Here is a 24,315-nt window from a genome sequence, read left to right as displayed (position 1 = left end):
TCCTTGTCACTCGGATAAGGAAAGTTTCGATGCATGCGGCCTAGAATCCTTCTTTCATGACAAAACTAGTGGCCATTCGCTAAAAATAGAAAACGGTATACAAAAGTTGACAAGCATCTCTTAGGACTTCACAAACCAGCCGAATGTCCGTTTAAATAAATCCCACCAACTTGCTGCAGCAACATTTTCTTTGGCTACAAGCGGACTTTCGAGAACAACTTTGCCGTTTTGTTTTAACACAAGCGTGCCGAGTTGGTCACCCTTCTTAATTGGCGCTTTTATGTTTTCTTTCACTTTAATCACTTTTTCAATGTCTTTAATGGATGTCCCTTTTTTCGTTAAAATGGAAATCGGTTCTGATGTGACGATGTCAACTTCATTCCATTTTCCTTTGCTCACTTTTGCTTTGCTAATGACGAGATTTCGTTCATAAATAGGGTGCGTTTTATATTGGCTGAATGCATAATCTAGCATTTTTGTAATTTGTGCGTTGCGCTCTTTCGGTGTCGGAGCGCCAAACACGACTGCAATGACGCGCATATTATCCTTTTTGGCCGTTGCTGTTAAACAATATTTTGCCTCGTGAGTAAATCCTGTTTTTACGCCATCAACCCCAGGGTAAAATTTGACAAGCCTGTTCGTATTCACAAGCCAAAATTTTTTATCTGTGTTTTCACGTAAATAGTCTTCGTATTTCCCTGTATATTTTGTAATCTGGTCATATTTCAAGAGCTCTTTTGCCATAATGGCCATATCATAGGCTGAACTGTAATGGCCTTCAGCCGGCAAGCCAGTGGCATTTTTAAATGATGTATTTTTTAGTCCCAACTCTTTCGCTTTGTTGTTCATCATTGCAACAAATGATGCTTCAGAGCCGGCAATTCGCTCTGCCATTGCAACAGAAGCATCATTTCCTGAGCCAATAGCAATCCCTTTTAATAGCTCATCAACCGTCATTTCTTCTCCGGGTTCAAGGAAAATTTGTGAGCCGCCCATAGAAGCAGCATATTCGCTGGTTCGCACCTTTTCTTTTAATGTAAGTTCCCCTTTGTCGATGGCTTCCATAATTAAAAGCATCGTCATAATTTTTGTCATGCTCGCTGGCGGCAGCTTTTCATGTGCATTTTTTTCATACAGCACAGTGCCAGTATCACGTTCAATTAAAATTGCTGACCTCGCTTCATCTGCTAATTCTACATTTTGTACATTCGTTTTTGTTTTTTCCTCCGCTTGGACGCCTGTGGAAATTGTAAACATAAACAGAAATGTAAACATCATAAACCCAATGAACAACCTCTTCATGTCCCAAACCTCCATTCTTTATACATGCCATTTTTTCCAAACAATACATTTTTATACAGCCCAAAATAAAAAAAGGGGTCTGACCCCCAACACTTTACAGCGTTAACGTAGTGGGGGTCAGACCCTTTTATGAAATTTTATCATAAATTAATGTTGGTGCTTTAACAGGCGTTGCTGAGATTTTAATGTTTTCGTACAGCTTTTGTTTTACTTCTTCAATATTTTCTGTGTTGCTGTAAATGGTTACTAAGGAATCGCCTTTTTTCACTTCATCGCCGATTTTTTTGCGTAATACTAAACCAACTGCCAAATCGATGGTTGATTCTTTTGTAGCGCGGCCTGCACCTAGCAGCATCGCCGCTGTTCCGATTTCATCTGCGACGATTTCTGAAACATAACCGTCTTCTTTTGCTTCTAATTCAAATTGATATTTCGCTTGAGGAAGCTTCGATGGATCATCGACAACAGAGGCATCTCCGCCTTGAGCACTTAAGAATGTTTTAAATGTTTCAAGCGCTGAACCATCTTTCATTGCTTGTTCAAGCATTGCCCGCGCCTCTTCTAATGATGCTGCTTTTTCTGCCAAGTAAACCATATGGCTGCCTAATGTTAAACACAATTCTTCTAGGTCTTTCGGTCCTTCTCCTTTTAGCGTATCAATCGCTTCTTTCACCTCAAGCGCGTTTCCGATTGCAAACCCTAGCGGCTGGCTCATATCGGAGATAATCGCCATCGTTTTACGTCCCACTCGCTTGCCGATTTCGACCATTGCTGTTGCTAACTGTTTCGCACCTTCCAAATCTTTCATGAATGCGCCTGCACCTGTTTTAACGTCCAATACAATCGCATCAGCACCTGCTGCAATTTTTTTACTCATAATCGAAGAAGCGATGAGCGGAATGCTGTTAACCGTTGCTGTTACATCGCGAAGCGCATACAATTTTTTATCTGCTGGAGTTAAATTTCCTGTTTGTCCAATCACAGCAATTTTGTTTTGATTAACTAAACGAATAAACTCATCGTTATCAATTTCAACATGGAAGCCAGGAACGGATTCTAATTTATCAATGGTTCCTCCTGTGTGTCCAAGACCGCGTCCTGACATTTTCGCTACAGGAACACCAACGGAAGCAACAAGTGGGCCTAATACTAATGTCGTCGTGTCGCCAACGCCGCCCGTCGAGTGTTTGTCAACCTTAATTCCTTCGATGTTTGAAAGATCAATCATATCTCCGGAATGAACCATTGCCATTGTTAGCGCTGCTGTTTCCTCCTCGGTCATCCCACGGAAAAAGACAGCCATCGCAAAGGCGCTCATTTGATAGTCTGGAATATCACCTTTTGTATAACCTTCAATAATAAATTGAATTTCCTCTTTTGTTAAAGCGTGTCCGTCACGCTTCTTTTCAATTAAATCGACCATTCTCATTATCCATCACCTTTTTCCATTTAATATGTAATATATGTGTAATTGTGATGCGGAAAGGCTGTTTACTTCGCCATTTCCGCAATAATTGCTTTGACAAAACGTAAAAAGTCAGACTTTACCTTTTCCGTTGTCTCAATCACTTCATCATGCGTTAACGGCTGATCTAAAATACCTGCTGCCATGTTGGAAATACAAGAAATCCCCAACACTTCCATTTGTGCATGGCGAGCTACAATCACTTCAGGTACAGTAGACATGCCGACTGCATCGCCCCCGAGTGTGCGAATCATGCGGATTTCCGCTGGTGTCTCATAAGAAGGACCTGTGTTGCCGAAATAGACACCTTCTTGTACTTTTATATTCAATTTTGCTGCTACTTCTTTTGCCAGCTTGCGGAGACGTTTGCTGTAGGCTTCCGTCATGTCAGGGAAGCGCACTCCTAAGTCAGGGTCGTTCGGACCAATTAAAGGGTTTCCGCCCATATTATTAATATGATCCGTAATAATCATTAAATCCCCCGGTTGGAAGCTTTCATTCACTCCCCCAGCCGCGTTCGTTACAACTAACTGCTCAATCCCCAATGCTTTCATCACACGGACAGGAAAGGTCACTTTTTCAAAGCTGTATCCTTCATAGTAGTGAAAACGCCCTTGCATCGCCAATACGGTTGCACCTTGAAGCTCGCCGTATACAAGCTGACCTGCATGCCCTTCTACCGTTGACACAGGAAATTCCGGTATTTCATGATATGGAATTTTAATCGCATTTTCAATTTCGTCTGCCAGAACACCGAGACCTGAGCCAAGAATTAAGCCGATTTGCGGTGCTTTTGGGAATTTTTCTTTTAGATAGCTCGCTGCTTTTTCAATCGCCGCTTTATTCATCGATATTCCTCCTATTTTAGTTCTTCTAAAAAGCTTGTGCCGTGTTTTGGCATTGTCACGTTAAAGTTATGTGCGATCGTTGCTCCAACGTCAGCAAATGTTTGACGCAGCGGCAATTCTTTTCCGCCATTCATGCTTGGGCTGTATACAAGAAGCGGCACATATTCACGCGTATGGTCCGTACCATGATGCACAGGGTCATTACCATGGTCAGCGGTAATAATGAGTAAATCATCTTCTTTTAACAATTCGAATACTTCCGGAAGACGAGCATCAAACTCCTCCAACGCATCTCCGTAGCCTTGTGGGTCGCGGCGATGTCCGTATAATGCATCAAAGTCAACTAAATTCACAAAGCTAAGCCCTGTGAAATCCATTTTTAACGTTTCAACCAATTTATCCATACCGTCCATATTTGATTTCGTGCGTAATGATTTTGTCACACCTTCGTTATCATAAATATCGGAAATTTTACCGATGGCAATCACTTCATATCCCGCATCTTTCAATTCGTTCATCACTGTGCGGCCAAACGGCTTTAACGCATAGTCGTGACGGTTGGCAGTTCGTTGGAAATTCCCCGGTGTTCCGATGAACGGACGAGCAATGACACGCCCAACCATATATTTCTCATCTAACGTCAGCTCCCGGGCAATTTTACAAATGTTGTATAACTCATCAAGGGGAATGATTTCTTCATGGGCAGCAATTTGCAATACAGAATCTGCCGATGTGTAAACAATAAGAGCACCTGTCTCCATATGCTCTTTTCCAAGCTCTTCAATAATCGCTGTGCCACTTGCTGGCTTATTGCCAATCACTTTGCGGCCTGTCCGTTGTTCTAATTCATCAATCAACTCTTTCGGAAAACCTTCAGGAAACACTTGGAATGGAGTGTCAATTTTTAAACCCATAATTTCCCAATGTCCTGTCATCGTATCTTTGCCGGCAGATGCCTCTTGCATTTTTGTATAATAAGCAAGCGGTTTTTCTGCCTTTGGCACACCTTTAATTTCACGAATATTGCTTAAGCCGAGTTTCGCCATATTTGGCATGTTCAAACCGCCGCGATGCTCAGCAATATGTCCAAGCGTATCGGCACCTTTATCATTATATTTTTCCGCATCCGGAGCTTCACCGATTCCAACTGAATCCATCACAATTAAAAATACACGCTTATATGAATGATTCACGTCAATTCCTCCTGAATATAATAAAATTGCTTTTCTAACTCGTATGATTTCCTAATTGTCGAAAAAACAAGCAATAAAAATTGGTCAGAAGTCTGACAACTAAATTATAAAACGTTTTCATCGTTGTAAGCAATAAAAAAATAAAAAAGGCTGATCGATTCAGCCTTTTAACACTAATCACTAATAAACTATAAAACTACTATGCGCGCGGATGATACATGTTGTATACATCTTTTAATCTTGTTTTTGTTACATGAGTATAGATTTGTGTTGTTGAAATATCAGCATGACCAAGTAATTCTTGGACAGCTCTTAAATCCGCACCGTTCTCTAGCAAGTGAGTGGCAAATGAGTGTCTTAATGTGTGAGGAGTTAATTCTTTTTCAATCTTTGCTTCTTTAGCAAGCTTCTTTAAAATTTTCCAAAACCCTTGCCTTGACAAACGCTCTCCGTGATGGTTCAGAAAAAGTGCTTCCGTTTTTGGTTTTTTCGGGTTTATAAGCATCCCTCTTGCCGATTCCATATACAATTTTAATGCCTTTGTTGCCATGCTGCCAATCGGCACAATCCGCTCTTTATTCCCTTTTCCGTAACAACGCACAAATCCCATCGTTAAGTGAACATCTGATACATTTAAATTAACAAGCTCGCTGACGCGAATGCCTGTTGCATACAATAGTTCCAGCATCGCTTTATCCCGAATACCAAATGGCGTATTCGTTTTCGGCGTCTCCAGCAAAGCCTCCACTTCCGCAGTTGACAACACTTTCGGAAGCGTTCTTTCTAATTGCGGAGATTCAATATGAACAGATGGATCTTGTTCCGTTACCTTTTCTCTCAATAAAAACTGATGGAACGAACGAATGGAGGCGACATGCCTTGCAATCGTTTTGGGTGAACTTCCTTTTTCTTTTAAAAATTTTAAAAATTGAATGATATGAAGACGCGATACATCGTTAAACGAATGGATTTGCTCTACGTTAACAAGGTATTGCATATACTTTTTTAAATCTCTCTCATATGAAACAATCGTGTTTTGGGCTAAGTTTCTTTCCACAATCAAATAGTGAATAAAATCTTTTATATGGTTTTCCAACGCTCTCTACTCCCCATCTCGATAAAAGAACAACAATCGTTCCAACCAATCGCTTCGATGCTTCTCTAGCGTCGATACTTTTACCGCTGAACCTTCAGGCTCATCGTAGCGATGATAATTCTCATACTCTTGATTCATCCATACAATACTATAATAAAATAAAATCGTGCAACCTGTAAATAAAAGGAACACTTTTAACATTTGCAGCAACATCTTTATCCAAGATTTCATGGCCTTCCTCCGTATATGTAATACTTATTTAATAGAGGATATGCCATGTTTTTTTTAATTTATACATATAAACTAAAAAACCTTTTCAAACTTGAAAAGGTTTTTCTACGTAATTATTCATGTTCCTCTTTTTGTTCTTTTTCTTGACAGCGATAGCAAATGCCATGGAACGTTAAACGATGATCTTTAATTTTGAAGTTCCAATCCCGTTCAACAATCGCTTCTACATCTTCAAGCAAATCTTCTTGAATTTCATCAACTGCACCGCATTCAATGCAAACGAGATGGTGGTGAAAGTGAGCAGCCCCTTCCTTGCGAAGGTCATAACGCGACACGCCATCTCCAAAATTAATTTTATCAACAATTTTCAGTTCGGTTAACAGCTCAAGTGTTCGATACACTGTCGCTAAACCAATCTCAGGTGATTTTTCTTTAACGAGGAGGTATACGTCTTCCGCACTTAAATGATCCTCTTCATGTTCTAAAAGCACTCGAACTGTTGCCTCACGTTGCGGCGTAAGCTTATAGCCAGCCGTGTGCAACTGTTTTTTAATTCGTTCAATACGACTTTCCATCTCTACTCCCTCCCTCGCCGTTCAAACATAATTATAACAAAAGAAAGGGAAGTGTCAAAATGAAATGGTTATAAATTAATAAATAAAATGATTATTAAATAATAATTATTTTTTATTTGCGATTTGAATGACTTCTTTCATCAGTGATGGCGATAAATAAGCTTCAATAAACGATGAAGCTAACAAACCAATGCTGACAAATATCATGACAAGGGTGTAACGAACAATCATCGGAAACACTGGCTCATAAGCACGCTTCATAAACTGATTGCGCACCATTTTTAATGAAAACGATACGGATACAGCCCCCATAATGATAAAAGCAGGAATGATCAGCAAATTTTGCGGCATAACTGAAACGAATGATAATAAAAACCCGTGCCATCCCATTTGATTGACTAAAAATCCAACGGTAAATCCGACAACGATGCCTTTTAAAAACAGCAAAATTAAGATAATCGGCAATCCGATAATGGAAATTCCTAAAATCCACATAAGCCCGATATATTTTATATTATGAAAATAGCTTTGTTGAAACATATCATATGCGCTAGCAAGTTCTCCGCTTGATACTTGTCCAAAAAAACGCGTTAAGTAATAATATAAATCTTGTTTTTGACTAAAATTCAAACTGTTCACGACAATGGCACCAAAAATAACGCCCATTAAAAATAAAACAATCATAAACAAATAAATCGATGAGTGTTCACGAAAGTGCAGCACAAATGCAGATTTAAAAGTTTGTCTTCTCATTCCTAGTCTTTCCCCCTATCATACTCTTAGTAGATTGTATGAACAGATTTGAAATCTATGACAGGGAAAAAGATTTAGTAGAAGAAGAGCTAACAAAAAATCGCTCCCTTTACTTACTCAGGAGCGATTTTTCCGTATTTGCCGCCGCCTCCAGCGTGAATATGGAGTTTTCCAGAACGTGCGAGAACAATGAGATTCGCTAGCTTTTCTCCGACAACCTCTGTTAATTGTTCGCGTGACACATCATGTAGCACACGCATTTCAGTTCCAAAATGAGAAAGTAATTTTTTATATGTTTTTGGACCAAGTCCCGGAATGAATTCTAACGGCACTTGATAAATATAAGGTGGACGATAGCTAGGCGAAACAGTGCTTGTTTTCAATTCCTGCAGGCGCTCAAAAACACCTTTTATTTGTTTACGATGTCCGCAAACAGAACAAGGACCGTTCCCGCTTTCAAGCGGATGCAAACAGTTTTCACAGACGGTTCGATGATATTTTCCAAGCAATGGATTGAGTCCGTAGTTGGCAACAATTGCGCGTCCTTCTTCTCGTTTCAATGCTTTTTTCAACTCCGCAAAAGTCGCTGCTTTCATGTGAATGATTTGATATTCCCGAGCGATTTTCCCAAGTGAGTGAGCGTCGGAATTCGATAAATACGAATAGCGGTGGAGCTCAGCAATCTGGTCCGCCATCTTTGTATCAGCGCTCAAACCTAATTCAATCGCATCAATTAAATCCGCTTCAAACACTTCCGTTAAACTTCTACGCACACCTTTGCCGTAAAGACTTTTGAACGGAGTGAAAACGTGTGCCGGAACAAATAATCCTCCTAGTTGCTTAACGAGCTTTTGTAACTCTTTCCCTAAACCATACATTCTCTGCGAACTTAGCGAGATGTTTTTTACCCGCTTTTCCAGCCATTGTGAAAATAGGCGCATTGTCTCAACCGTCGGAAAAAAAGTAAGTACATGAATCGGACCATGACAATGCTCATCATACACTTCGATTTCACTTCCCAAAATCACAGTCATGTTATGGGCACGCACACCGCCGTCTTGATGTTCCGTGAATACCCCCGTTAAAATGGCATGCTCGATTTCAGCCAATACTTCGGGCACATGGCAATCAATAATGCCAATCATGTTTAATCCTTTTATTTCTGAAGCTTCGTTTAAAATATTGAGAAATGTTAGCGTTTTTGCTCCCGTTATTTTTACCGGTCTTCCCGATGCGGTCCGGCCCAGATGAATATGTAAATCAACATAATAGCTATTCATACTTCTCTCCTAACATTTGTTGCAGTTGCAAATATTGGATCGCATACGCTGTTTTTGCATCATAAATTTGATGTTCTTTCACAAGCTGCAACGCCTCCTCAAGTGTGACTTCTAACACATCTACAAATTCGTCTTCGTCAAGCGATGCGGCATTTTCTAGTTTCGATAAATTTTCCGCGATATATAAGTGGACAATCTCATCAGCAAAACCCGGTGATGTATAAAAAGAAGTTAAGTGGCGCAGAGTTTCGCACTTGTAGCCCGTTTCTTCTTCTAATTCCCGACGTGCAGTGGCAATCGGTGCTTCCCCTTTTTCTAATTTTCCTGCGGGTATTTCTACTAAAACGCGCTCCATTGCCTTACGATATTGACGAACCAGTACAATTTTCCCTTCATTGGTCACAGGGATAATCGCCACTGCCCCTGGGTGCTTCACAATTTCCCGCTTGCTTGTTTTCCCATTTGGCAACTGCACTTCTTCCACATATAAGTCAATGACTTTTCCTGCAAAAATCTGTTTTTTCGCAACGGTTTTTTCTACTAAATGTTCCATCATTTCTCTCTCCCGTCTAATATTATTTTCCACCTTATTGTACTATATTTGTGGTTTTTTTACCTTTCATTGTAAAATATGTTTAGTTGGAAACCGTTAAGGGGGAGGATTTTTTATGAAAAAAAGACGTATTGGCTCATCAGACTTATATGTGAGTGAAATTGGTCTTGGATGTATGTCGCTTGGCACGGATGAGACAAAAGCGATTCGAATCATTCATGAGGCACTAGAGTGCGGCATTAACTACTTAGATACTGCTGATCTTTACGATCGCGGCCTGAACGAAGAATTTGTTGGGAAAGCGATCAAAGGAAAGCGCGAACAAGTGGTATTGGCAACAAAAGTAGGAAATCGCTGGGAAGAAGGAAAAGAAGGTTGGTATTGGGATCCTTCGAAAGCATATATAAAACAAGCAGTGAAAAACAGCTTGCGCCGCTTGCAAACCGATTATATTGACTTATATCAGCTTCATGGCGGCACGATTGAAGACAACATCGATGAAACCATTGAAGCATTTGAAGAGCTGAAGCAAGAAGGAATCATTCGTTATTACGGCATCTCGTCGATTCGCCCGAACGTCATTCGCGAATATGTGAAACATTCAAATATCGTGAGCGTCATGATGCAATACAGCCTTTTAGACCGGCGTCCAGAAGAATGGTTTCCATTATTGGAAGAACACAACATTAGTGTGATTGCCCGCGGACCAGTCGCAAAAGGGATGTTGACAGAACGGCCATTGGAAATGGTTAATGAAAGCGTGAAAGAACATGGCTATCTTGATTATACATATGCTGAACTGCAAATGCTCCTTCCACAAATCAAGGAAAAAATGAGGAAAAACCGCACGCTCACAGCAACAGCCTTGCAATTTTGCTTAACACACCCAGTTGTTGCCGCTGTTATCCCAGGGGCAAGCAGCCTTGAACAGCTCAAAGAAAACATTTCCGCTGCCTCTGCACCAAGTTTAACAACCGAAGAATACGAATGGCTAAAGCAGCAGACCAAAACCTCTGTATATCATGCACACCGTTAAAGGGGGTCTGACCCCCACCACTTCACCGCGTTAATGTAGTGGGGGTCAGACCCCTATTTAAATTTTCTCCAATCTAAGTCGCTTTCGTTTAACAATTCTTCAAATGACTTATTTTTCTCGCGTCGTTTTTGTTCTTCACGTCTTTTTGCTTCTTCTTCCGCCTTTTTACGCTGTTCTTCTGCTTCTAACTCCTTCTTTTTCGCTTTTAATTGCTCAAATAAATTGGAATGAAGGTGATCTTTTAGCGTTATTTTCTCCTCTTTTTCTGGCAGTAATGGTTGACGACGTTTCTTCACAGTTCATTCCCCCTATGCATAAAAGCAAACGTTTTTCTTCATGATAATAGCGAACATCAAACTATGTAAAGGAGACGAACATCATGGCAAAAAATCGTGGGCAAAAAGGCAAACCGAACGCCGATACTGTAAAACCAGTAATCGCTAAAGAAGAATTAGAACAAGCCATCCATCCGACCAAAAGACAAAACTCGCCACAATAAAGGGTCTGACCCCCATCGCTTCACCGCGTTAATGCAATGGGGGTCAGACCCCCTTTCATAAAATCTCTGTTATACGCTCCATGTGTTTGGCCATCCACTCAAGCGCCTCATCAAGTGTGGCAAATTCTTGTGTTTCAAACGTCATTTCGTCTTGCAAAAGCCAAACATCTTTCGGTTCTTGATACACTCCGGCGATGGACCAATGCAGCAAGCTATATGGATGATTTTCATGCAAAAAAGACACCCATGTTTTATTTTTAGCAATATTTCCGATTTGTTTTAATTTATCATTCATTGCGTTCACTTCTTTCCACTAATGACATGCGCGGATTCATGATCTCGCTTGGGCTTTTTAACTGAAAACACCCCACCGATTCAACCGTATCAATCGTCATTGTCTCATCATAAAAAATGAGACGAGATTTTTCAAGTAAAATTGGTACAAAATTGGTTTCTACAACGATATCATCTTTATCCGCCTGCTCGACAAGCCAAAGGGTTGTCACCCCATTCACTGCACAACCGCAGCCATCTGTATCATATTTTAATTTTAACTGCTTATTTGTATGAGACAAAATTGGTTTTAGTTTTTCAATCGCTTTATCGGTAAATATGATTTTCACGGTTGTTGATGCTCCTTTTTCCTATTCTGCTATATATGACAATGTTGAATTTTCCGCTCATAACCTTTACTATCAAAAATGATACTTTCATTGACAAAAGGAGGGCTTTATATGTCTAAAGTACAAATTAAAGTAAACGATAACGGTTCATTTCGCGTGACAGGCGATGTTGAATTAATTGATGCAGAAGGCAACAAATTTGAAACAAAAGAAACATTTTCACTATGCCGATGTGGTCTCTCGCAAAAAATGCCATTCTGTGATGGTTCACACAAAGGAAAATTCCAATCAGTTGTGCGCGCTAATCAACAATAAGTCTAACTTAGCAGGTGCCATTAGCGTACCTGCTTTCACCTAAAACAAGCATGCGCATAGTTGACTTTGATATCCGAGGTGAGCAAAATGGACGAGAAGTTGTTAAACAAAATGATTCGCAACTGTTTTTCACACTATTGTCATGATATAGACATATTTCCTTTAGCGAACGACGATTACGAACAGCTATATCAAAAAATTATTTTAGAAAAAGAAAAACACCCTGACATTGATTTATATGAATTAATAAACGACCTTGTTTATGAATATCTCACAAAATAAGAGGCGGTCTCAAAAACAAAAGAGCGGACGCCTCTCTCATCTATATGGACAATGGAGAGAAAAAGCTTTCGAGAGAGTCCCCTCCTTATGAGACAGTCCCTTCTTAGAACGATCAGCCAATTCCTCTCCTTCATAAGCTAGCGTCATTTTTGATAAAACGCTTTTCCTCCCACTTTCTCAACAAACGTTGGGAACAGTTGATACAACTTGCTGCCGATATTCATCCAACGCGGCAAATTCACTTCGCGCGTTGGTGTCAACATAATATCAACGACGCGACACGCCACTTCTTCCGCATCAAGCATATAGCGCTCTACATTTTTCACATAACTTCCTGAAGCATCTGCAATGTTAAAAAAGTTTGTTTTTATTGGTCCTGGATTCACCGCAGTAACATAAACTCCCGACTGTGCGGCTTCCATGCGCAAACTATTTGTAAACCCTAATACAGCATGCTTCGTTGCTGCATAAACACTCGATTTCGGAGTTGCAATTTTCCCTGCCTGTGAAGCAATATTAATAATATGCCCCGTTTGACGCTCTGCCATATGAGAAAGCGCGATTTTCGAACAGGCAATAAGACCGAACACATTGACTTCAAACATTTTTTTCATTTCTGCCAAATCGATATCTTCCACGTTTTTAAATACACCAAATCCAGCGTTATTTACCAGCACATCGACCGTCTTCAACTCATGAAAGAGGTTGGTGAACACCGATTCAACAGCCGTTAAATCGCTCACATCCAAACGATCATAATAGCAAGGAACTTGATAATTAGATTGGATATCACTTGCAATCTCTTTCAGCTTTTCTTCGCTTCTTGCAAGCAAAATTGGCGTTGCCCCACGTTTAGCGACCTCGTAGGCTATTTTTTCGCCGACTCCTGCTGATGCTCCTGTAATGACAATATGTTTTCCTGCAAGCTTCAAAAAAAGTCACCTCATTGCTTATTTCGCCTCATATAAATAATGTTCGTCAACTCTCCGTTTAACGACCTTACCAATGTCTTCGAGATAATCCAACTGCCCAATCGTTTCAGACATCGTTAATATAAATTCCCGTTCATAAACGGCTGGAAACAGCTGCTTACATACGTCAAATGCACTAAGCGGCCTCACTTTAAGCATATCTAATACTTGATACGCCCGCTCCCGCTGTTTGCCTAACCGTTTTTTGACTAGCTCGTTGACTTCGGTTACATCATCGCCATGCCCCGTAAGAATGCGCGAAATATGATAATCAAGCAACTTTCTTAATGAGCAGTTATATTGAAGCAACGGTTTTGGCCGCTCTGTTTCGCTATCAAAAGGCGGCTCTAAAAGCGGGTTGGAAGAAATGGTGCAAAGCAAATGGTCTCCCCCAATCATAAGCCCATCCTGCTCACGGTATAGCACAATATGACTTTGCGCATGGCCAGGCGTTTCAATCACCGTCCAACCGGATAACCCTGAAATAGTATCCCCTTCTTGAATCGTAGCTGAAAGGCTGCGTCGGCAAGAATAACGAAGCGAGCTCCGCATTTCTGATAACTGAGCTAAAAAAGCATTTTCGACACCGCATTCTTTTAAAAATTGCTCAAAAAATTGTTGATCCTTCTCAAGAAATTCCGGTGATTTGCTTAACCATCGCTCCCCTTTTATATGACCGACCACATGCAAAGAGGAAGGAAAATAATCAAGTAAACCGACATGATCAGGGTGATGGTGTGTAAGAACCACTTGCTCAATATCCGAAGGGGTAAAACCTAGTTGGCGCAGCTGATGCTGAAACATTTGCCACGCTTCCTCTGTTTTAACACCAGCATCTACTAGTGTCAATGTTTCTCCTTTAATTAAATACATGTTTACATCTCCGACAGCAAACGGGGTCGGAACAGTAATGCGATATACTTGTTCATTGCTCATTCGTAAAGTCCCCTCTTATTATTATATTTTAATAATAATTTTCCATAAAAGCGATGATACTCTCTTAAAAGTTTACAATTATTCTCTTATTTTGTCATTATTTTCGAATAATTCGTATAAAAATTATTAAAATTTTCTGATTTCCCCATTGACAAGGTCTTTATTTCGATGCATAATTGCAAACAAACTTAACAATTTAACGAGGCGATGACTGGGAATAGTAAATCATCAATGGTAACAAGAGAGTGAAACCCATAGGCTGAAAGGTTTCATTACCCCCTTGATGGTTGAACCTGCCCCATGAGCTGTTAGGCAAACCTAAACGCAAAACCAGCGTTATCGGTAAGAGGTGGGCGCTACGTTGGCGCCAATAAAGGTGGTACCGCGGAATACAAGACCTTTCCGTCCTTTTTAGGGGCGAAAGGTCTTTTTTATTTATTATTAACTTCTTGGAGGGATGAATGATGACAAACACGAAAACAATTGCCTTCATCGGAGCGGGTTCGATGGCAGAAGCATTAATTGCTGGTATGACAAAAACGTTATATAAACCAGAGCAAATTATTGTGACAAATCGAAGCAATCAGGAAAGGCTTGAATATATCCAAAACACCTATCACGTTCGAGTGGAAACCGATAAAGAAAAAGCAGTGAAAGAAGCCGACATCATTATTTTGGCGATGAAACCAAAAGATGTTGTGGAAGGGATTACTTCCATTGCTCAAGCCATTGGCAAACATCAGCTCATTATTTCGGTATTAGCGGGAGTAGCAACAGAGACAATTATTTCATTAATCGGCAAAAATGTAGCGATTGTGCGCGCGATGCCAAATACGTCAGCAGCCATCGGCCAATCAGCAACAGCACTCGCATTAGGCCGCTATGCCAATAACAAACATTTAGCCATTGCGAAAGATTTGTTCCGTACAGTTGGCGTTGTCACGGTTGTTCCTGAGGAAGATTTACATGCTGTGACGGCTCTTTCTGGAAGTGGGCCTGCTTATATTTACTACATGGTTGAAGCGATGGAAAAAGCAGCTAAAGAAATCGGGCTCGAACAATCGGTTGCTAAAGATTTAATTTTACAAACGATTACTGGAGCGGCAGAAATGTTAAAATCATCAGCAAAACACCCTTCGATTTTACGGAAAGAAGTAACTAGTCCAGGCGGCACAACAGAAGCCGGCATTAAAATGTTGGAAGAATATCGCTATCAAGAAGCCGTGATTTCCTGTATTAAACAGGCCACAAAACGCTCTATAGAACTGGGGCAATCATTATTACAATTGGTAAAAACACACCGCTGAACTACTGGGAGATTCCTGAGGAAGATCTCCCGCTTCATCGCTAGGAGTCTTCTTTCCTAGTTGATAATTAACCTTTCACTATTCTCTATCGTACAAACTGTATAAGCAGCCTTTTCAATATGAATAGAACAAATAAGCAAGTTAGTTTACCAACCTTTGATGAGTAACCGCTGAATATAAGTAGCAAATAAAGAGGTGAGAAGTGATGGAACGGGTTCTCTTCGTAAACTCCAGAAATAAAACATTAGTAGGTCATTTATACCCGTCCCATTCCCAATCCATTATTATTATGGCGTATGGATTTACATCAGATAAATGTTCAAAAGGCAGATTTGAAATATTAGCGAATACTTTTAACCAATCTGGATTTCATGTTTTAACTTTTGATTTTAGCGGTTGCGGTGAAAGCGACGATGACAGCTTAACCGTTGATAAAGAAGTGGATGATTTACAAGCGGCCATTCAGTTTGTGAAGTCAAGAGGTTATCAAAAAATAGGGCTATACGGTCATAGCCTTGGCAGTTTGATATGTCTAAAGAGCTATACTCCTGAAATAGAAACAATGGTATTATCAGGTGCGTTGACAGATACGATGAAATATGATTGGGACGAATATTTTTCTAAAGAACAAATGACGGAACTGAAAGAAAAAGGTTGCCTCACTATAAAAAGAGAAGGGAATTTCAGAAATAAGATTGTTATTGACAAACAAATGTTGAGAGACTTCGAAGAAATTAATCAGCCTGAATTGTTAAAACGGGTAAAATGTCCTGTTCTGATCATTCACGGGAACAATGAAAAAGATGAAGAAGAGTTACTCCTTTTAGAAAGATCTAAAAGAGGTATGCAATATCTTTCAAAAAATTCTAAATTACAAATTATTGACGGAGCGACACATAGTTTTTTAGAGCATTTGGATATTCTGAAACATTTAGCAAATCATTGGTATGTAAAACATATGGGGAAAGGAACGTAAAACACTTGTCCTGGCGTTTTTAAAATTGACGATCTAGTTCATTTCGTTGCTAATCACTCTCTTTTCATCGAGCGAAGAAAAAGTCGTTCTGAACCTGGTTACTAAAATCTATAAATATCTATAAAACGCGATGGAACCGGGCAACATCGCTTGCCGTTCGGATTCTCACCGAATTCCATCAGGAAGGGACCTCCCTTGTCATTCACCTATTGTGAAAGACAACCCGTGGCTCGCTGTCACTGGCGGCACCTGTCGTGCACCATTCCTTCCATCGGTCAGTACACGACAACGATGTTAGTAACCAGGTCTACACCTCCTTTAGTTGAATTTGATATTGATGGAGCCAACAGAATTTGTGAAAAATATTCCATAACGACCATTCATGCTCTTGTTTGAAGTTATCGATTTTGCATAACATCATACCTAAATATTGTCGTTGTTTCTTTCCGCTGCCTGATTGCTTGCAGGATTCTTCCATTGACCCTAACATGGCAATCAAATGACGTTTCACTTTCGTTTTTATGGTGTCAATGAGTTCTTTTGGTAATCGTTCATGATACCCTAATCCTCGTCTGCCAATGACCAAAGCGGCACTTTCATGAACGGATAAACCGTATTTCTTCATATACTTGAAACGTCCAATGACGCTTGTATACGCTGGATTCACTTTTTTGATACGAAACCCAAGCCGTAAACCCCGGCGAATGATGGTGTCAGTCAGCTTTTTCTTTTTAAAATTGTGTGTGAAGCGGTTAAATCTCTTGTCCGTATCGTGCTGTTGTCTCAGTTGGATGTTTTCAATGACCACTGCGCCTACGTTTTCTTGAAGCAACCAATCATACAGATCGCGAACGGTTTCGCCGATGAAGTTGTTTCGCTTATTCGCTCTGACGTATTCCAGTTCATGACAGTAAAACACTTTCGATTGGATGAAGTTTCCTTGCTTCGAAACAATACTCACGGCGATTCGGTCGATATTGATATCAATCCCAGCGATTCGTTCCACTTGAATCGGTTCATCATAGGCGATTTCCCTTCCATATACCTCTTCTTCATAGATGAGATGGACATAATATTCCCTGTTCTTGCGTTTGATTTCCACGGTGTACGGCCGATATTCGATGATAGGCTTCCCTTTTGGATTCACCCCTACCTGCTCCCCCATAATGACATCGATGATTTCCTGTTCATATTTTTCAGGAACATCGACCGAAAACCTTAAGCGGGGAGCTTGTTTTCCTTCTTGTTGTCTAAGTGGATTCGCGATTTCTACATAACATTCATACGTGTGGTCATCATACACGAAACGAATATTTAAATTTCCTTTTTTGCTTTTCTCTCCTCTTGCAGGTAAAAATAAGATATATTTACATATTTTTGTAGACTTTAAATGAACTGGTTATACCTCCCGTTTCGAAAATGCAAATTGTTTTTCTTTTCCTTTCAAACGTGCTATGATGCAAACGAACTTACTTATTTGTGGGGAGGGATTTGTATGACAACTACACTATTCTCGCCTTATACCATCAAAGGAGTTACGTTAAAAAACCGCATCGTGATGTCTCCTATGTGCATGTATTCGTGTCATAATGAAGACGGAAAAGTGGAAAATTGGCATAAAATTCATTATGCCGCACGCGCTGTCGGCCAAGTCGGGTTGATTGTTGTCGAAGCGACCGCTGTCACGGCTCAAGGCAGAATTTCATCACGTGATTTAGGAATCTGGAGCGATGAACATCTCACTGGTCTTAAAGAATTAGTTTCTTTAATGAAAGAACACGGAGCAAAAACCGCCATCCAATTGGCTCATGCCGGACGAAAGGCGATGATTGATGGGGAAATTATCGCGCCTTCTCCAATTGCTTTCGATGAAAAGATGCGCGTGCCGAGAGAAATGACAAAAGAGGATATTGAAAATACCATTCAAGCGTTTCAACAAGGGGCACGCCGCGCAAAAGAAGCAGGATTTGATATTATCGAAATTCATGCTGCGCACGGCTATTTAATTAACGAATTTTTATCTCCATTAACCAACAAACGACAAGACGAATACGGCGGCACTGCCGAAAATCGCTATCGCTTCTTAAGCGAAGTCATTGACGCGGTGCGCGAGGTATGGGACGGTCCACTGTTTGTTCGCATTTCCGCTTCCGATTATCATCCGGAAGGACTTACTGTCGAAGATTATATTGAATATGCCAAGCGGATGAAAGAGCAAGGCGTAGATTTAATCGATGTTAGCTCTGGAGCGGTTGTTCCGGCAAAAATTGACGTTTATCCCGGCTATCAAGTTCGCTTTGCCGAGCAAATCCGCCAAAGTGTAGGAGTGGCTACCGGCGCAGTCGGTCTCATTACTTCCGGGTTGCAAGCAGAAGAAATTCTCCGCAATGAACGTGCCGATTTAGTATTTATTGGCCGCGAGCTATTACGTAATCCATACTGGCCAAGAACGGCAGCGAAAGAACTTGGAGTTGAGTTAGAAGCACCTGTGCAATATAAACGAGGTTGGTAAAAAATCAAGAGGCGATCTCAAAAAACAAAGGGGCAGACCCCAGCCACAATAAGTACATGAATTGTAAATGGTGCGCGTGGTCAGACCCTTATGAGACAGCCTCTTAATTTTTATTGCCAAATGCGTTTTACTTGTCCTTTGCCATCCGATACGACGATTTCAAACACATCCGGATTTGATAAGCTTTTCCATTCAGCAAAGCCATAACGCTCATCAAATAGCCGCAACATAAGAATAGTCAAATTGCCATGGCTGACGATGACAACGTTTTTGTCATTCGATTGTAAAATCTCATCAATCGCGGCTTTTGCTCTTACCATTGCTTGTCGGTTAGACTCTCCATCCTCATAAGAAAGATTAAAATCTTCAAACGTGCGTTCAAATTTTTCAAGCCATCCGTCTGTAAACCGCCCGTTACCAAATAAGACACGCTCCCCGAAGCGTTCATCTTGCTCAATCGGCAAATTTCGCTTCGCAGCAAGCGGCGCAATCGTTTTAATGGCACGAACATACGGACTGGAAATAATTCGATCAATCGGCTTGTCGGCAAAAAACTCGGCAAGCTGCTGCGCTTGAAGTTCTCCTTCGGCTGTAAGTGGCGCATCAATCGCCTGTCCCGCTGCCTTACAATGGCGAACAATATAAAGACGTTTTTCCATCGGTGTTTCTCCTCTTTAGCTTCTACTTCTTTTTCGGAATCGGAAACGATTTCAAATCAGCGGCGATTTCGACATTTGGAAAAATCGCTTTTGCCTCTTCAAGAAGCTCATCGCACATTTCACCTTGATAGCGCGAACTAAGATGCGTCAAAATCAATTTTTTCGCTCCTGCATGTTTGGCTACTTCTGCTGCTTGCTCGCTTGTTGAATGATAATAGTCATAAGCAAGCTCACCTTCTCCAGCGCCAAATGTCGCTTCATGAACAAGAACATCCGCATCATAGGCTAATTCAATGCTCGCTTCGCAAAATCTTGTATCCCCCAATATAGTCACGATTCTCCCTTTTTGCGGCGGTCCGACAAACTGCTTTCCGTCGATAACCGTTCCATCTTCCAATGTCACTATTTTTCCTTGCTTAATTTGTTGATAAATAGGACCGGGACGAATGCCCATCTCCCGCAACTTATCGACTAGCAGCGTTCCTGGCAAATCTTTCTCAACAATGCGATAGCCGTACGAAGGAATACCATGAGAAAGCCGCTTTGCAGTCACGATAAATTGTTCATCTTCAAAAACAATTCCTTCAGAAATTTCAACGACATTTAGTTCGTATTTTACATGAGTACAACTTACCGATAGAGTTGTTTCAATAAACGATTGAATCCCCTTTGGCCCATAAACGGTTAATGGAGTTTCTCCTCCTTGAAACGAACGGCTTCCAAGCAAGCCCGGCAGCCCAAAAATATGGTCTCCATGGAGATGAGTAATAAAAATTTTTTCTATTCGTCTTGGACGAATCGATGTATGTAAAATTTGATGCTGGGTCGCTTCCCCGCAATCAAACAGCCACGTCGCCCCTCGTTCTTCAAGAAGCTGCAGAGCAATGGCTGACACGTTTCTGCCTTTTGACGGAACCCCTGCTCCCGTTCCTAAAAATACTAGTTCCAAAATCGAATCCTCCTACATTCTTTTTTGTTAGCGTATCAATACTATTTTAACACCTTTCCAACTGTGATGAATCCTGTATAAAATATTTGCGTTCATTACCATAAATCTCTACAATTAAATACTTGAGGATATAAAATTATCTAAAGCGAGGTACATATAAGTGAACAACATGAATCCAAAGTCATTGATTGTTATCTTTGGCGCTACTGGAGATTTGGCAAAGCGCAAACTTTTCCCTTCTATCTATAAACTATATCAAAAAGGAAAGTTAGCGGAAGAATTTGCGGTTGTCGGCGTAGCGAGACGGTCGCTTTCTGATGAAGAGTTCCGCAGCTATGTGAAGCAATCGGTGGAAGATTCAACAAAGCAGGAACTAAAAAATGACACATTTATTTCTCACTTTTATTACCACTCATTAGATGTGACAAACACTGCATCTTATCAAGAGTTGAAGTCGCTGCTTGAGCGTTTGGATGAAACATACAACGTGCCGGGTAACCGTATTTTTTACTTAGCAATGGCACCGGAATTTTTCGGCACCATTACCGCTCACTTGAAATCAGAAGGTCTCACAGCGACAAACGGCTGGAAACGTCTTGTCATTGAAAAGCCGTTCGGTCACGATTTAAAAACAGCGAAACAGCTCAATCAAGAAATTCGCAAGGCGTTTTCCGAGAAAGAAATATTCCGAATTGACCATTACCTCGGCAAAGAAATGGTGCAAAACATTGAAGCCATTCGCTTTGCAAACGCCATTTTCGAGCCGTTATGGAATAACCGCTTTATTGCGAACATTCAAATTACGTCAAGCGAAACACTTGGCGTTGAAGACCGCGGCCGCTATTATGACCATTCCGGAGCGTTGCGCGACATGGTGCAAAACCATATGCTGCAAATGGTGGCACTGCTTGCGATGGAGCCGCCAATTAAACTGACGACCGACGAAATTCGCAGCGAAAAAGTGAAAGTGCTTCGCGCACTTCGGCCAATTGCTCACGATGAAGTTGACCAATATTTCGTTCGTGGGCAATACGGAAGAGGCGTTGTCAAAGGAAAAGAAGTCGTAGGCTATCGTGAAGAAAATAATGTTGATCCTAACTCCAACACGGAAACATTTGTAGCTGGCAAGCTAATGATTGATAACTTCCGTTGGGCGGGCGTACCGTTCTATATTCGTACAGGCAAGCGCATGACAGAAAAATCAACGAAGATTGTTGTTCAGTTTAAAGATGTGCCGATGAACCTGTATTATCGCACGAGCGAAACAATTGCACCAAATTTACTTGTCATTCACATTCAGCCTGATGAAGGAATTACACTTCATCTCAACGCGAAAAAAAGCGGTGAAACAATGAAAACAACACCGATTAAATTAGACTACTGCAATAACTGCATTGACGGCATTAACACGCCAGAAGCATACGAAAAACTGCTTTATGACTGCATGCGTGGCGATGCGACGAACTTTACACACTGGGATGAAGTAGCTGCTTCATGGAGCTTTATCGACCCAATTTCTGAAGTATGGGAAAATACGAAAGCTGCTGATTTTCCTAACTACGAAGCCGGCTCGATGGGACCGAAAGCAGCGGACAAACTTCTGCAAAAGGACGGCTTCCATTGGTGGCCAATTCATTATAATGGACAGTGATGTTCATAGAAAGGAGAATCGCCGATGAAAATATATGACGTAACTGCACCGATTTTTGAAGGCATGCCGGTCTATAAGAACAAGCCGGAAAAACAGCCGAAATTTTCAACTGTCACAAACGATTATGTAACAGAGTCCCGCGTTGACATGGACGTACATACCGGCACACACATTGACGCCCCTCTGCATATGGTTAAAAATGGCGAAACATTTGAAACGATTTCACTTGAAAAACTCGTCGGTACGTGCAAAGTATTTGATGTAACAAATGTCGAGGATAAAATTTTAAAAGCGGACATCACACATTTAGATATTCAAGAAAATGACTTTGTATTGTTCAAAACCAAAAACTCGTTTGACGAGGCGTTTAATTTTGAGTTTATTTATATCGCCGAAGACGCGGCGCAATACTTGGCTGAGAAAAAGGTGCGCGGCGTTGGCATTGACGCATTAGGAGTGGAAAGAAGCCAACCGGGACATCCAACGCATAAAACGCTGTTCGGTAATAACATCATTATCATCGAAGGACTTCGCTTAAAAGACGTACCGGAAGGACAATACTTTATGGTTGCCGCACCGTTAAAACTCGTCGGCACGGACGCTGCTCCAACTCGAGTATTGTTGTTTGAGAATTTACAATAACAACACTCAACACTAGAAATAGAAAATCCCCATATTGCTTATAAGCAATATGGGGATTTTTTTACTTCGCCAACCACTCTGTATGGAAGATGCCTTCTTTATCCACACGCTCATATGTGTGCGCACCGAAATAGTCGCGCTGCGCTTGGATTAAATTCGCAGGCAGCGTTTCCATCCGATAGCTGTCATAGTATGCTAATGCGCTTGAAAACGCTGGAACTGGAATGCCGCGCATAACCGCCACAGAAATAATTTCCCGCAATGCTTGTTGATAGTTTTCAACGATCTCCTTAAAGTAAGGGTCTAACAACAAGTTTGGAAGCTCTGGGTCGCGGTCATAAGCTTCCTTAATTTTTTGCAGGAATTGTGCACGGATAATGCAGCCGCCACGGAAAATCATCGCAATATTTCCATATTGTAAGTTCCAATTATATTCATCAGATGCTGCCTTCATTTGCGCAAAACCTTGTGCATAGGAGCAAATTTTGCTCATGTAAAGCGCACGGCGCACAGCTTCAATAAAGTGCTCACGATCTCCTTCAAACGGTTTTACTGCCGGACCGGAAAGAAGCTTACTTGCTTTAACGCGTTCATCTTTCATCGCTGAAATAAAGCGGGCAAATACAGATTCAGTAATAAGTGGAAGCGGTACACCTAAATCAAGGGCGCTTTGACTTGTCCATTTCCCTGTTCCTTTTTGCCCTGCTTTGTCTAAAATAACATCCACAAGCGGTTTTCCTGTCTCTTCATCAACCTTTGTGAAAATATCGGCTGTAATTTCAATTAAATAGCTGTTAAGCTCACCTTTGTTCCATTCGGCAAAAACTTCATGAAGCTCCTGCGCACTTAAGCTAAGCACGTGCTTTAATAAAAAGTAAGCCTCAGCAATTAATTGCATATCGCCATATTCAATGCCATTATGCACCATTTTCACATAATGTCCCGCACCGTCCGGGCCGATATATGTTGTGCATGGCTCACCATCCACTTTTGCCGCAATTGCTTCAAAAATCGGACGTACAAGTTCATGCGCTTCTTTTTGGCCACCCGGCATGATAGAAGGCCCCTTCAACGCTCCTTCTTCACCGCCAGAAACGCCTGTGCCAATAAAGTGAATGCCTAACTCCGCCAACTCTTTATTACGGCGTTGCGTATCTTTGAAATACGTATTACCGCCGTCGATTAAAATATCGCCTTTTTCTAAGTACGGCTTTAATTGTTCAATCGTCGCGTCCGTAGGTGCTCCTGCTTTCACCATCAACAAAATTTTCCGCGGTTTTTCAAGCGCATTTACAAACTCTTCAATGCTGTATGTACCAACAATATTTTTCCCTTCTGCTTCTTTTAAAAACTCATCCGTTTTTTCGCGCGAACGATTGTACACTGCTACAGAATAGCCTCTGCTTTCAATATTTAGAGCAAGGTTTTTGCCCATTACGGCTAAACCAATGACACCAATTTGTTGTTTTGCCATTTTGAAACGTTCCTTTCTATATTTTATTTATCATGAAAGAACATACCATAGTACATTTAACAATATCAAGTACTATGATTACATTTTCTCGAAGTTGAAGGAATACACTACATGACTGAACTCATTTTTAGAAAATCGATAATCAATATGGTTAAAATGCCCTCTCTTATTCGAATGAGCTGCCACC

At 40.9% G+C, this 24,315-nt stretch carries 27 protein-coding genes and 1 other annotated feature; of the genes, 8 read left to right on the top strand and 19 right to left on the bottom strand.

Features of this window, described 5'->3' with window-relative positions; all coding sequences use genetic code 11:
• Positions 1-120: 120 nt before the first annotated feature.
• The 10 genes from HNQ85_RS01575 to HNQ85_RS01530 form a co-directional block, all read right to left on the bottom strand.
• Positions 121-1,302: a D-alanyl-D-alanine carboxypeptidase family protein gene (locus tag HNQ85_RS01575; protein ID WP_181535558.1), complete on the bottom strand. Its 1,182-nt coding sequence runs from the start codon at positions 1,300-1,302 to the stop codon at positions 121-123.
• Positions 1,303-1,429: 127 nt separating this feature from the next.
• Positions 1,430-2,731: a pyrimidine-nucleoside phosphorylase gene (locus tag HNQ85_RS01570; protein WP_181535556.1), complete on the bottom strand. Its 1,302-nt coding sequence runs from the start codon at positions 2,729-2,731 to the stop codon at positions 1,430-1,432.
• A gap of 62 nt (positions 2,732-2,793) precedes the next feature.
• A complete protein-coding gene (locus HNQ85_RS01565) occupies positions 2,794-3,615 on the bottom strand; it encodes a purine-nucleoside phosphorylase (RefSeq protein ID WP_181535554.1) in 822 nt (273 codons plus the stop codon).
• Between the two features lie 11 nt (positions 3,616-3,626).
• On the bottom strand, positions 3,627-4,808 hold the full coding sequence (gene deoB / locus HNQ85_RS01560; protein WP_181535552.1) for a phosphopentomutase: 1,182 nt from the start codon (positions 4,806-4,808) through the stop codon (positions 3,627-3,629).
• Positions 4,809-5,007: 199 nt separating this feature from the next.
• Positions 5,008-5,904, bottom strand: a complete 897-nt coding sequence (gene xerD / locus HNQ85_RS01555; protein WP_181535550.1) for a site-specific tyrosine recombinase XerD — start codon at positions 5,902-5,904, stop codon at positions 5,008-5,010.
• A 6-nt stretch (positions 5,905-5,910) separates the two neighbouring features.
• On the bottom strand, positions 5,911-6,123 hold the full coding sequence (locus HNQ85_RS01550; RefSeq protein WP_181536477.1) for a DUF4227 family protein: 213 nt from the start codon (positions 6,121-6,123) through the stop codon (positions 5,911-5,913).
• Between the two features lie 125 nt (positions 6,124-6,248).
• Positions 6,249-6,710, bottom strand: coding sequence for a ferric iron uptake transcriptional regulator (fur, locus tag HNQ85_RS01545; RefSeq protein ID WP_111644110.1), 462 nt, complete (start codon positions 6,708-6,710; stop codon positions 6,249-6,251).
• Positions 6,711-6,815: 105 nt separating this feature from the next.
• Positions 6,816-7,463: a stage II sporulation protein M gene (gene spoIIM / locus HNQ85_RS01540; protein ID WP_181535547.1), complete on the bottom strand. Its 648-nt coding sequence runs from the start codon at positions 7,461-7,463 to the stop codon at positions 6,816-6,818.
• Positions 7,464-7,576: 113 nt separating this feature from the next.
• On the bottom strand, positions 7,577-8,743 hold the full coding sequence (locus HNQ85_RS01535) for an endonuclease Q family protein (protein ID WP_181535545.1): 1,167 nt from the start codon (positions 8,741-8,743) through the stop codon (positions 7,577-7,579).
• Positions 8,736-9,296, bottom strand: a complete 561-nt coding sequence (locus tag HNQ85_RS01530; RefSeq protein ID WP_181535543.1) for an NUDIX hydrolase — start codon at positions 9,294-9,296, stop codon at positions 8,736-8,738. Before HNQ85_RS01530 ends, HNQ85_RS01535 begins: the two co-directional genes overlap by 8 nt.
• A gap of 115 nt (positions 9,297-9,411) precedes the next feature.
• On the opposite strand from HNQ85_RS01530, the gene HNQ85_RS01525 reads away from it, so the two are divergent.
• Entirely contained in the window at positions 9,412-10,332 is a 921-nt protein-coding gene (locus HNQ85_RS01525; RefSeq protein WP_181535541.1) for an aldo/keto reductase, read from the top strand.
• 53 nt (positions 10,333-10,385) lie between these two features.
• Here HNQ85_RS01525 and HNQ85_RS01520 read toward each other — a convergent pair whose 3' ends face one another.
• From HNQ85_RS01520 to HNQ85_RS01510, 3 genes are all read right to left on the bottom strand, one after another.
• Positions 10,386-10,628 carry a DUF3886 domain-containing protein gene (locus tag HNQ85_RS01520; protein ID WP_181535540.1) on the bottom strand — a complete coding sequence of 81 codons (243 nt, stop codon included), beginning with the start codon at positions 10,626-10,628 and terminating at the stop codon, positions 10,386-10,388.
• Between the two features lie 258 nt (positions 10,629-10,886).
• Positions 10,887-11,126: a DUF2552 family protein gene (locus tag HNQ85_RS01515; RefSeq protein WP_181535538.1), complete on the bottom strand. Its 240-nt coding sequence runs from the start codon at positions 11,124-11,126 to the stop codon at positions 10,887-10,889.
• On the bottom strand, positions 11,119-11,454 hold the full coding sequence (locus HNQ85_RS01510) for an iron-sulfur cluster biosynthesis family protein (RefSeq protein ID WP_181535536.1): 336 nt from the start codon (positions 11,452-11,454) through the stop codon (positions 11,119-11,121). Before HNQ85_RS01510 ends, HNQ85_RS01515 begins: the two co-directional genes overlap by 8 nt.
• Before the next feature lie 111 nt (positions 11,455-11,565).
• Here HNQ85_RS01510 and HNQ85_RS01505 point away from each other — a divergent pair, with 111 nt between their 5' ends.
• The gene (locus tag HNQ85_RS01505; RefSeq protein ID WP_181535534.1) at positions 11,566-11,769 is read left to right on the top strand and encodes a CDGSH iron-sulfur domain-containing protein; all 204 of its coding nucleotides are present in this window, start codon (positions 11,566-11,568) and stop codon (positions 11,767-11,769) included.
• Positions 11,770-11,856: 87 nt separating this feature from the next.
• A complete protein-coding gene (locus HNQ85_RS01500) occupies positions 11,857-12,051 on the top strand; it encodes a YqzH family protein (protein ID WP_181535532.1) in 195 nt (64 codons plus the stop codon).
• A gap of 143 nt (positions 12,052-12,194) precedes the next feature.
• Here the strand turns inward: HNQ85_RS01500 and HNQ85_RS01495 are convergent, their stop codons facing one another.
• A complete protein-coding gene (locus HNQ85_RS01495) occupies positions 12,195-12,983 on the bottom strand; it encodes an SDR family NAD(P)-dependent oxidoreductase (protein ID WP_181535530.1) in 789 nt (262 codons plus the stop codon).
• 18 nt (positions 12,984-13,001) lie between these two features.
• Positions 13,002-13,958: an MBL fold metallo-hydrolase gene (locus tag HNQ85_RS01490; RefSeq protein ID WP_181535528.1), complete on the bottom strand. Its 957-nt coding sequence runs from the start codon at positions 13,956-13,958 to the stop codon at positions 13,002-13,004.
• A 198-nt stretch (positions 13,959-14,156) separates the two neighbouring features.
• Positions 14,157-14,371: a binding site (T-box leader), on the top strand.
• A 51-nt stretch (positions 14,372-14,422) separates the two neighbouring features.
• On the opposite strand from HNQ85_RS01490, the gene proI reads away from it, so the two are divergent.
• Both proI and HNQ85_RS01480 read left to right on the top strand, forming a co-directional pair.
• A complete protein-coding gene (proI, locus tag HNQ85_RS01485) occupies positions 14,423-15,265 on the top strand; it encodes a pyrroline-5-carboxylate reductase ProI (RefSeq protein ID WP_181535526.1) in 843 nt (280 codons plus the stop codon).
• Positions 15,266-15,470: 205 nt separating this feature from the next.
• A complete protein-coding gene (locus HNQ85_RS01480; RefSeq protein WP_246326775.1) occupies positions 15,471-16,241 on the top strand; it encodes an alpha/beta hydrolase family protein in 771 nt (256 codons plus the stop codon).
• A gap of 307 nt (positions 16,242-16,548) precedes the next feature.
• Here the strand turns inward: HNQ85_RS01480 and HNQ85_RS01475 are convergent, their stop codons facing one another.
• Entirely contained in the window at positions 16,549-17,544 is a 996-nt protein-coding gene (locus tag HNQ85_RS01475; protein WP_343046470.1) for an IS200/IS605 family accessory protein TnpB-related protein, read from the bottom strand.
• 192 nt (positions 17,545-17,736) lie between these two features.
• Between HNQ85_RS01475 and namA the strand changes: the two genes are divergently transcribed.
• Positions 17,737-18,753, top strand: a complete 1,017-nt coding sequence (namA, locus tag HNQ85_RS01470; RefSeq protein ID WP_181535522.1) for an NADPH dehydrogenase NamA — start codon at positions 17,737-17,739, stop codon at positions 18,751-18,753.
• Positions 18,754-18,863: 110 nt separating this feature from the next.
• Here the strand turns inward: namA and HNQ85_RS01465 are convergent, their stop codons facing one another.
• Together HNQ85_RS01465 and rnz are read right to left on the bottom strand one after the other, a co-directional pair.
• On the bottom strand, positions 18,864-19,412 hold the full coding sequence (locus tag HNQ85_RS01465; protein ID WP_181535520.1) for a histidine phosphatase family protein: 549 nt from the start codon (positions 19,410-19,412) through the stop codon (positions 18,864-18,866).
• 22 nt (positions 19,413-19,434) lie between these two features.
• Positions 19,435-20,361: a ribonuclease Z gene (gene rnz / locus HNQ85_RS01460; protein WP_181535518.1), complete on the bottom strand. Its 927-nt coding sequence runs from the start codon at positions 20,359-20,361 to the stop codon at positions 19,435-19,437.
• A 169-nt stretch (positions 20,362-20,530) separates the two neighbouring features.
• Between rnz and zwf the strand changes: the two genes are divergently transcribed.
• Together zwf and HNQ85_RS01450 are read left to right on the top strand one after the other, a co-directional pair.
• The gene (zwf, locus tag HNQ85_RS01455; RefSeq protein WP_220129086.1) at positions 20,531-22,012 is read left to right on the top strand and encodes a glucose-6-phosphate dehydrogenase; all 1,482 of its coding nucleotides are present in this window, start codon (positions 20,531-20,533) and stop codon (positions 22,010-22,012) included.
• 24 nt (positions 22,013-22,036) lie between these two features.
• Positions 22,037-22,654, top strand: coding sequence for a cyclase family protein (locus HNQ85_RS01450; RefSeq protein WP_181535514.1), 618 nt, complete (start codon positions 22,037-22,039; stop codon positions 22,652-22,654).
• A 61-nt stretch (positions 22,655-22,715) separates the two neighbouring features.
• On the opposite strand, the gene gndA is transcribed toward HNQ85_RS01450, so the two are convergent.
• On the bottom strand, positions 22,716-24,128 hold the full coding sequence (gene gndA / locus HNQ85_RS01445; protein WP_181535512.1) for an NADP-dependent phosphogluconate dehydrogenase: 1,413 nt from the start codon (positions 24,126-24,128) through the stop codon (positions 22,716-22,718).
• Between the last annotated feature and the right edge of the window lie 187 nt (positions 24,129-24,315).

The organism is [Anoxybacillus] calidus (assembly GCF_013760845.1).
Taxonomy (GTDB): domain Bacteria; phylum Bacillota; class Bacilli; order Bacillales; family Anoxybacillaceae; genus Paranoxybacillus; species Paranoxybacillus calidus.
This window is presented reverse-complemented; position numbering and strand designations above follow the sequence as displayed.

Excerpts from the sequence above, each read along its gene's own strand:
- HNQ85_RS01530 (WP_181535543.1), bottom strand. The coding sequence starts at position 9,296 with ATGGAACATTTAGTAGAAAAAACCGTTGCGAAAAAACAGATTTTTGCA.
- HNQ85_RS01450 (WP_181535514.1), top strand. The coding sequence starts at position 22,037 with ATGAAAATATATGACGTAACTGCACCGATTTTTGAAGGCATGCCGGTC.
- proI (WP_181535526.1), top strand. The coding sequence starts at position 14,423 with ATGACAAACACGAAAACAATTGCCTTCATCGGAGCGGGTTCGATGGCA.
- HNQ85_RS01500 (WP_181535532.1), top strand. The coding sequence starts at position 11,857 with ATGGACGAGAAGTTGTTAAACAAAATGATTCGCAACTGTTTTTCACAC.
- HNQ85_RS01565 (WP_181535554.1), bottom strand. The coding sequence starts at position 3,615 with ATGAATAAAGCGGCGATTGAAAAAGCAGCGAGCTATCTAAAAGAAAAA.
- gndA (WP_181535512.1), bottom strand. The coding sequence starts at position 24,128 with ATGGCAAAACAACAAATTGGTGTCATTGGTTTAGCCGTAATGGGCAAA.
- HNQ85_RS01515 (WP_181535538.1), bottom strand. The coding sequence starts at position 11,126 with ATGAATGATAAATTAAAACAAATCGGAAATATTGCTAAAAATAAAACA.
- HNQ85_RS01505 (WP_181535534.1), top strand. The coding sequence starts at position 11,566 with ATGTCTAAAGTACAAATTAAAGTAAACGATAACGGTTCATTTCGCGTG.
- HNQ85_RS01480 (WP_246326775.1), top strand. The coding sequence starts at position 15,471 with ATGGAACGGGTTCTCTTCGTAAACTCCAGAAATAAAACATTAGTAGGT.
- namA (WP_181535522.1), top strand. The coding sequence starts at position 17,737 with ATGACAACTACACTATTCTCGCCTTATACCATCAAAGGAGTTACGTTA.
- HNQ85_RS01525 (WP_181535541.1), top strand. The coding sequence starts at position 9,412 with ATGAAAAAAAGACGTATTGGCTCATCAGACTTATATGTGAGTGAAATT.
- HNQ85_RS01570 (WP_181535556.1), bottom strand. The coding sequence starts at position 2,731 with ATGAGAATGGTCGATTTAATTGAAAAGAAGCGTGACGGACACGCTTTA.
- HNQ85_RS01465 (WP_181535520.1), bottom strand. The coding sequence starts at position 19,412 with ATGGAAAAACGTCTTTATATTGTTCGCCATTGTAAGGCAGCGGGACAG.
- HNQ85_RS01575 (WP_181535558.1), bottom strand. The coding sequence starts at position 1,302 with ATGAAGAGGTTGTTCATTGGGTTTATGATGTTTACATTTCTGTTTATG.
- HNQ85_RS01535 (WP_181535545.1), bottom strand. The coding sequence starts at position 8,743 with ATGAATAGCTATTATGTTGATTTACATATTCATCTGGGCCGGACCGCA.
- HNQ85_RS01490 (WP_181535528.1), bottom strand. The coding sequence starts at position 13,958 with ATGAGCAATGAACAAGTATATCGCATTACTGTTCCGACCCCGTTTGCT.
- zwf (WP_220129086.1), top strand. The coding sequence starts at position 20,531 with ATGAATCCAAAGTCATTGATTGTTATCTTTGGCGCTACTGGAGATTTG.
- spoIIM (WP_181535547.1), bottom strand. The coding sequence starts at position 7,463 with ATGAGAAGACAAACTTTTAAATCTGCATTTGTGCTGCACTTTCGTGAA.
- fur (WP_111644110.1), bottom strand. The coding sequence starts at position 6,710 with ATGGAAAGTCGTATTGAACGAATTAAAAAACAGTTGCACACGGCTGGC.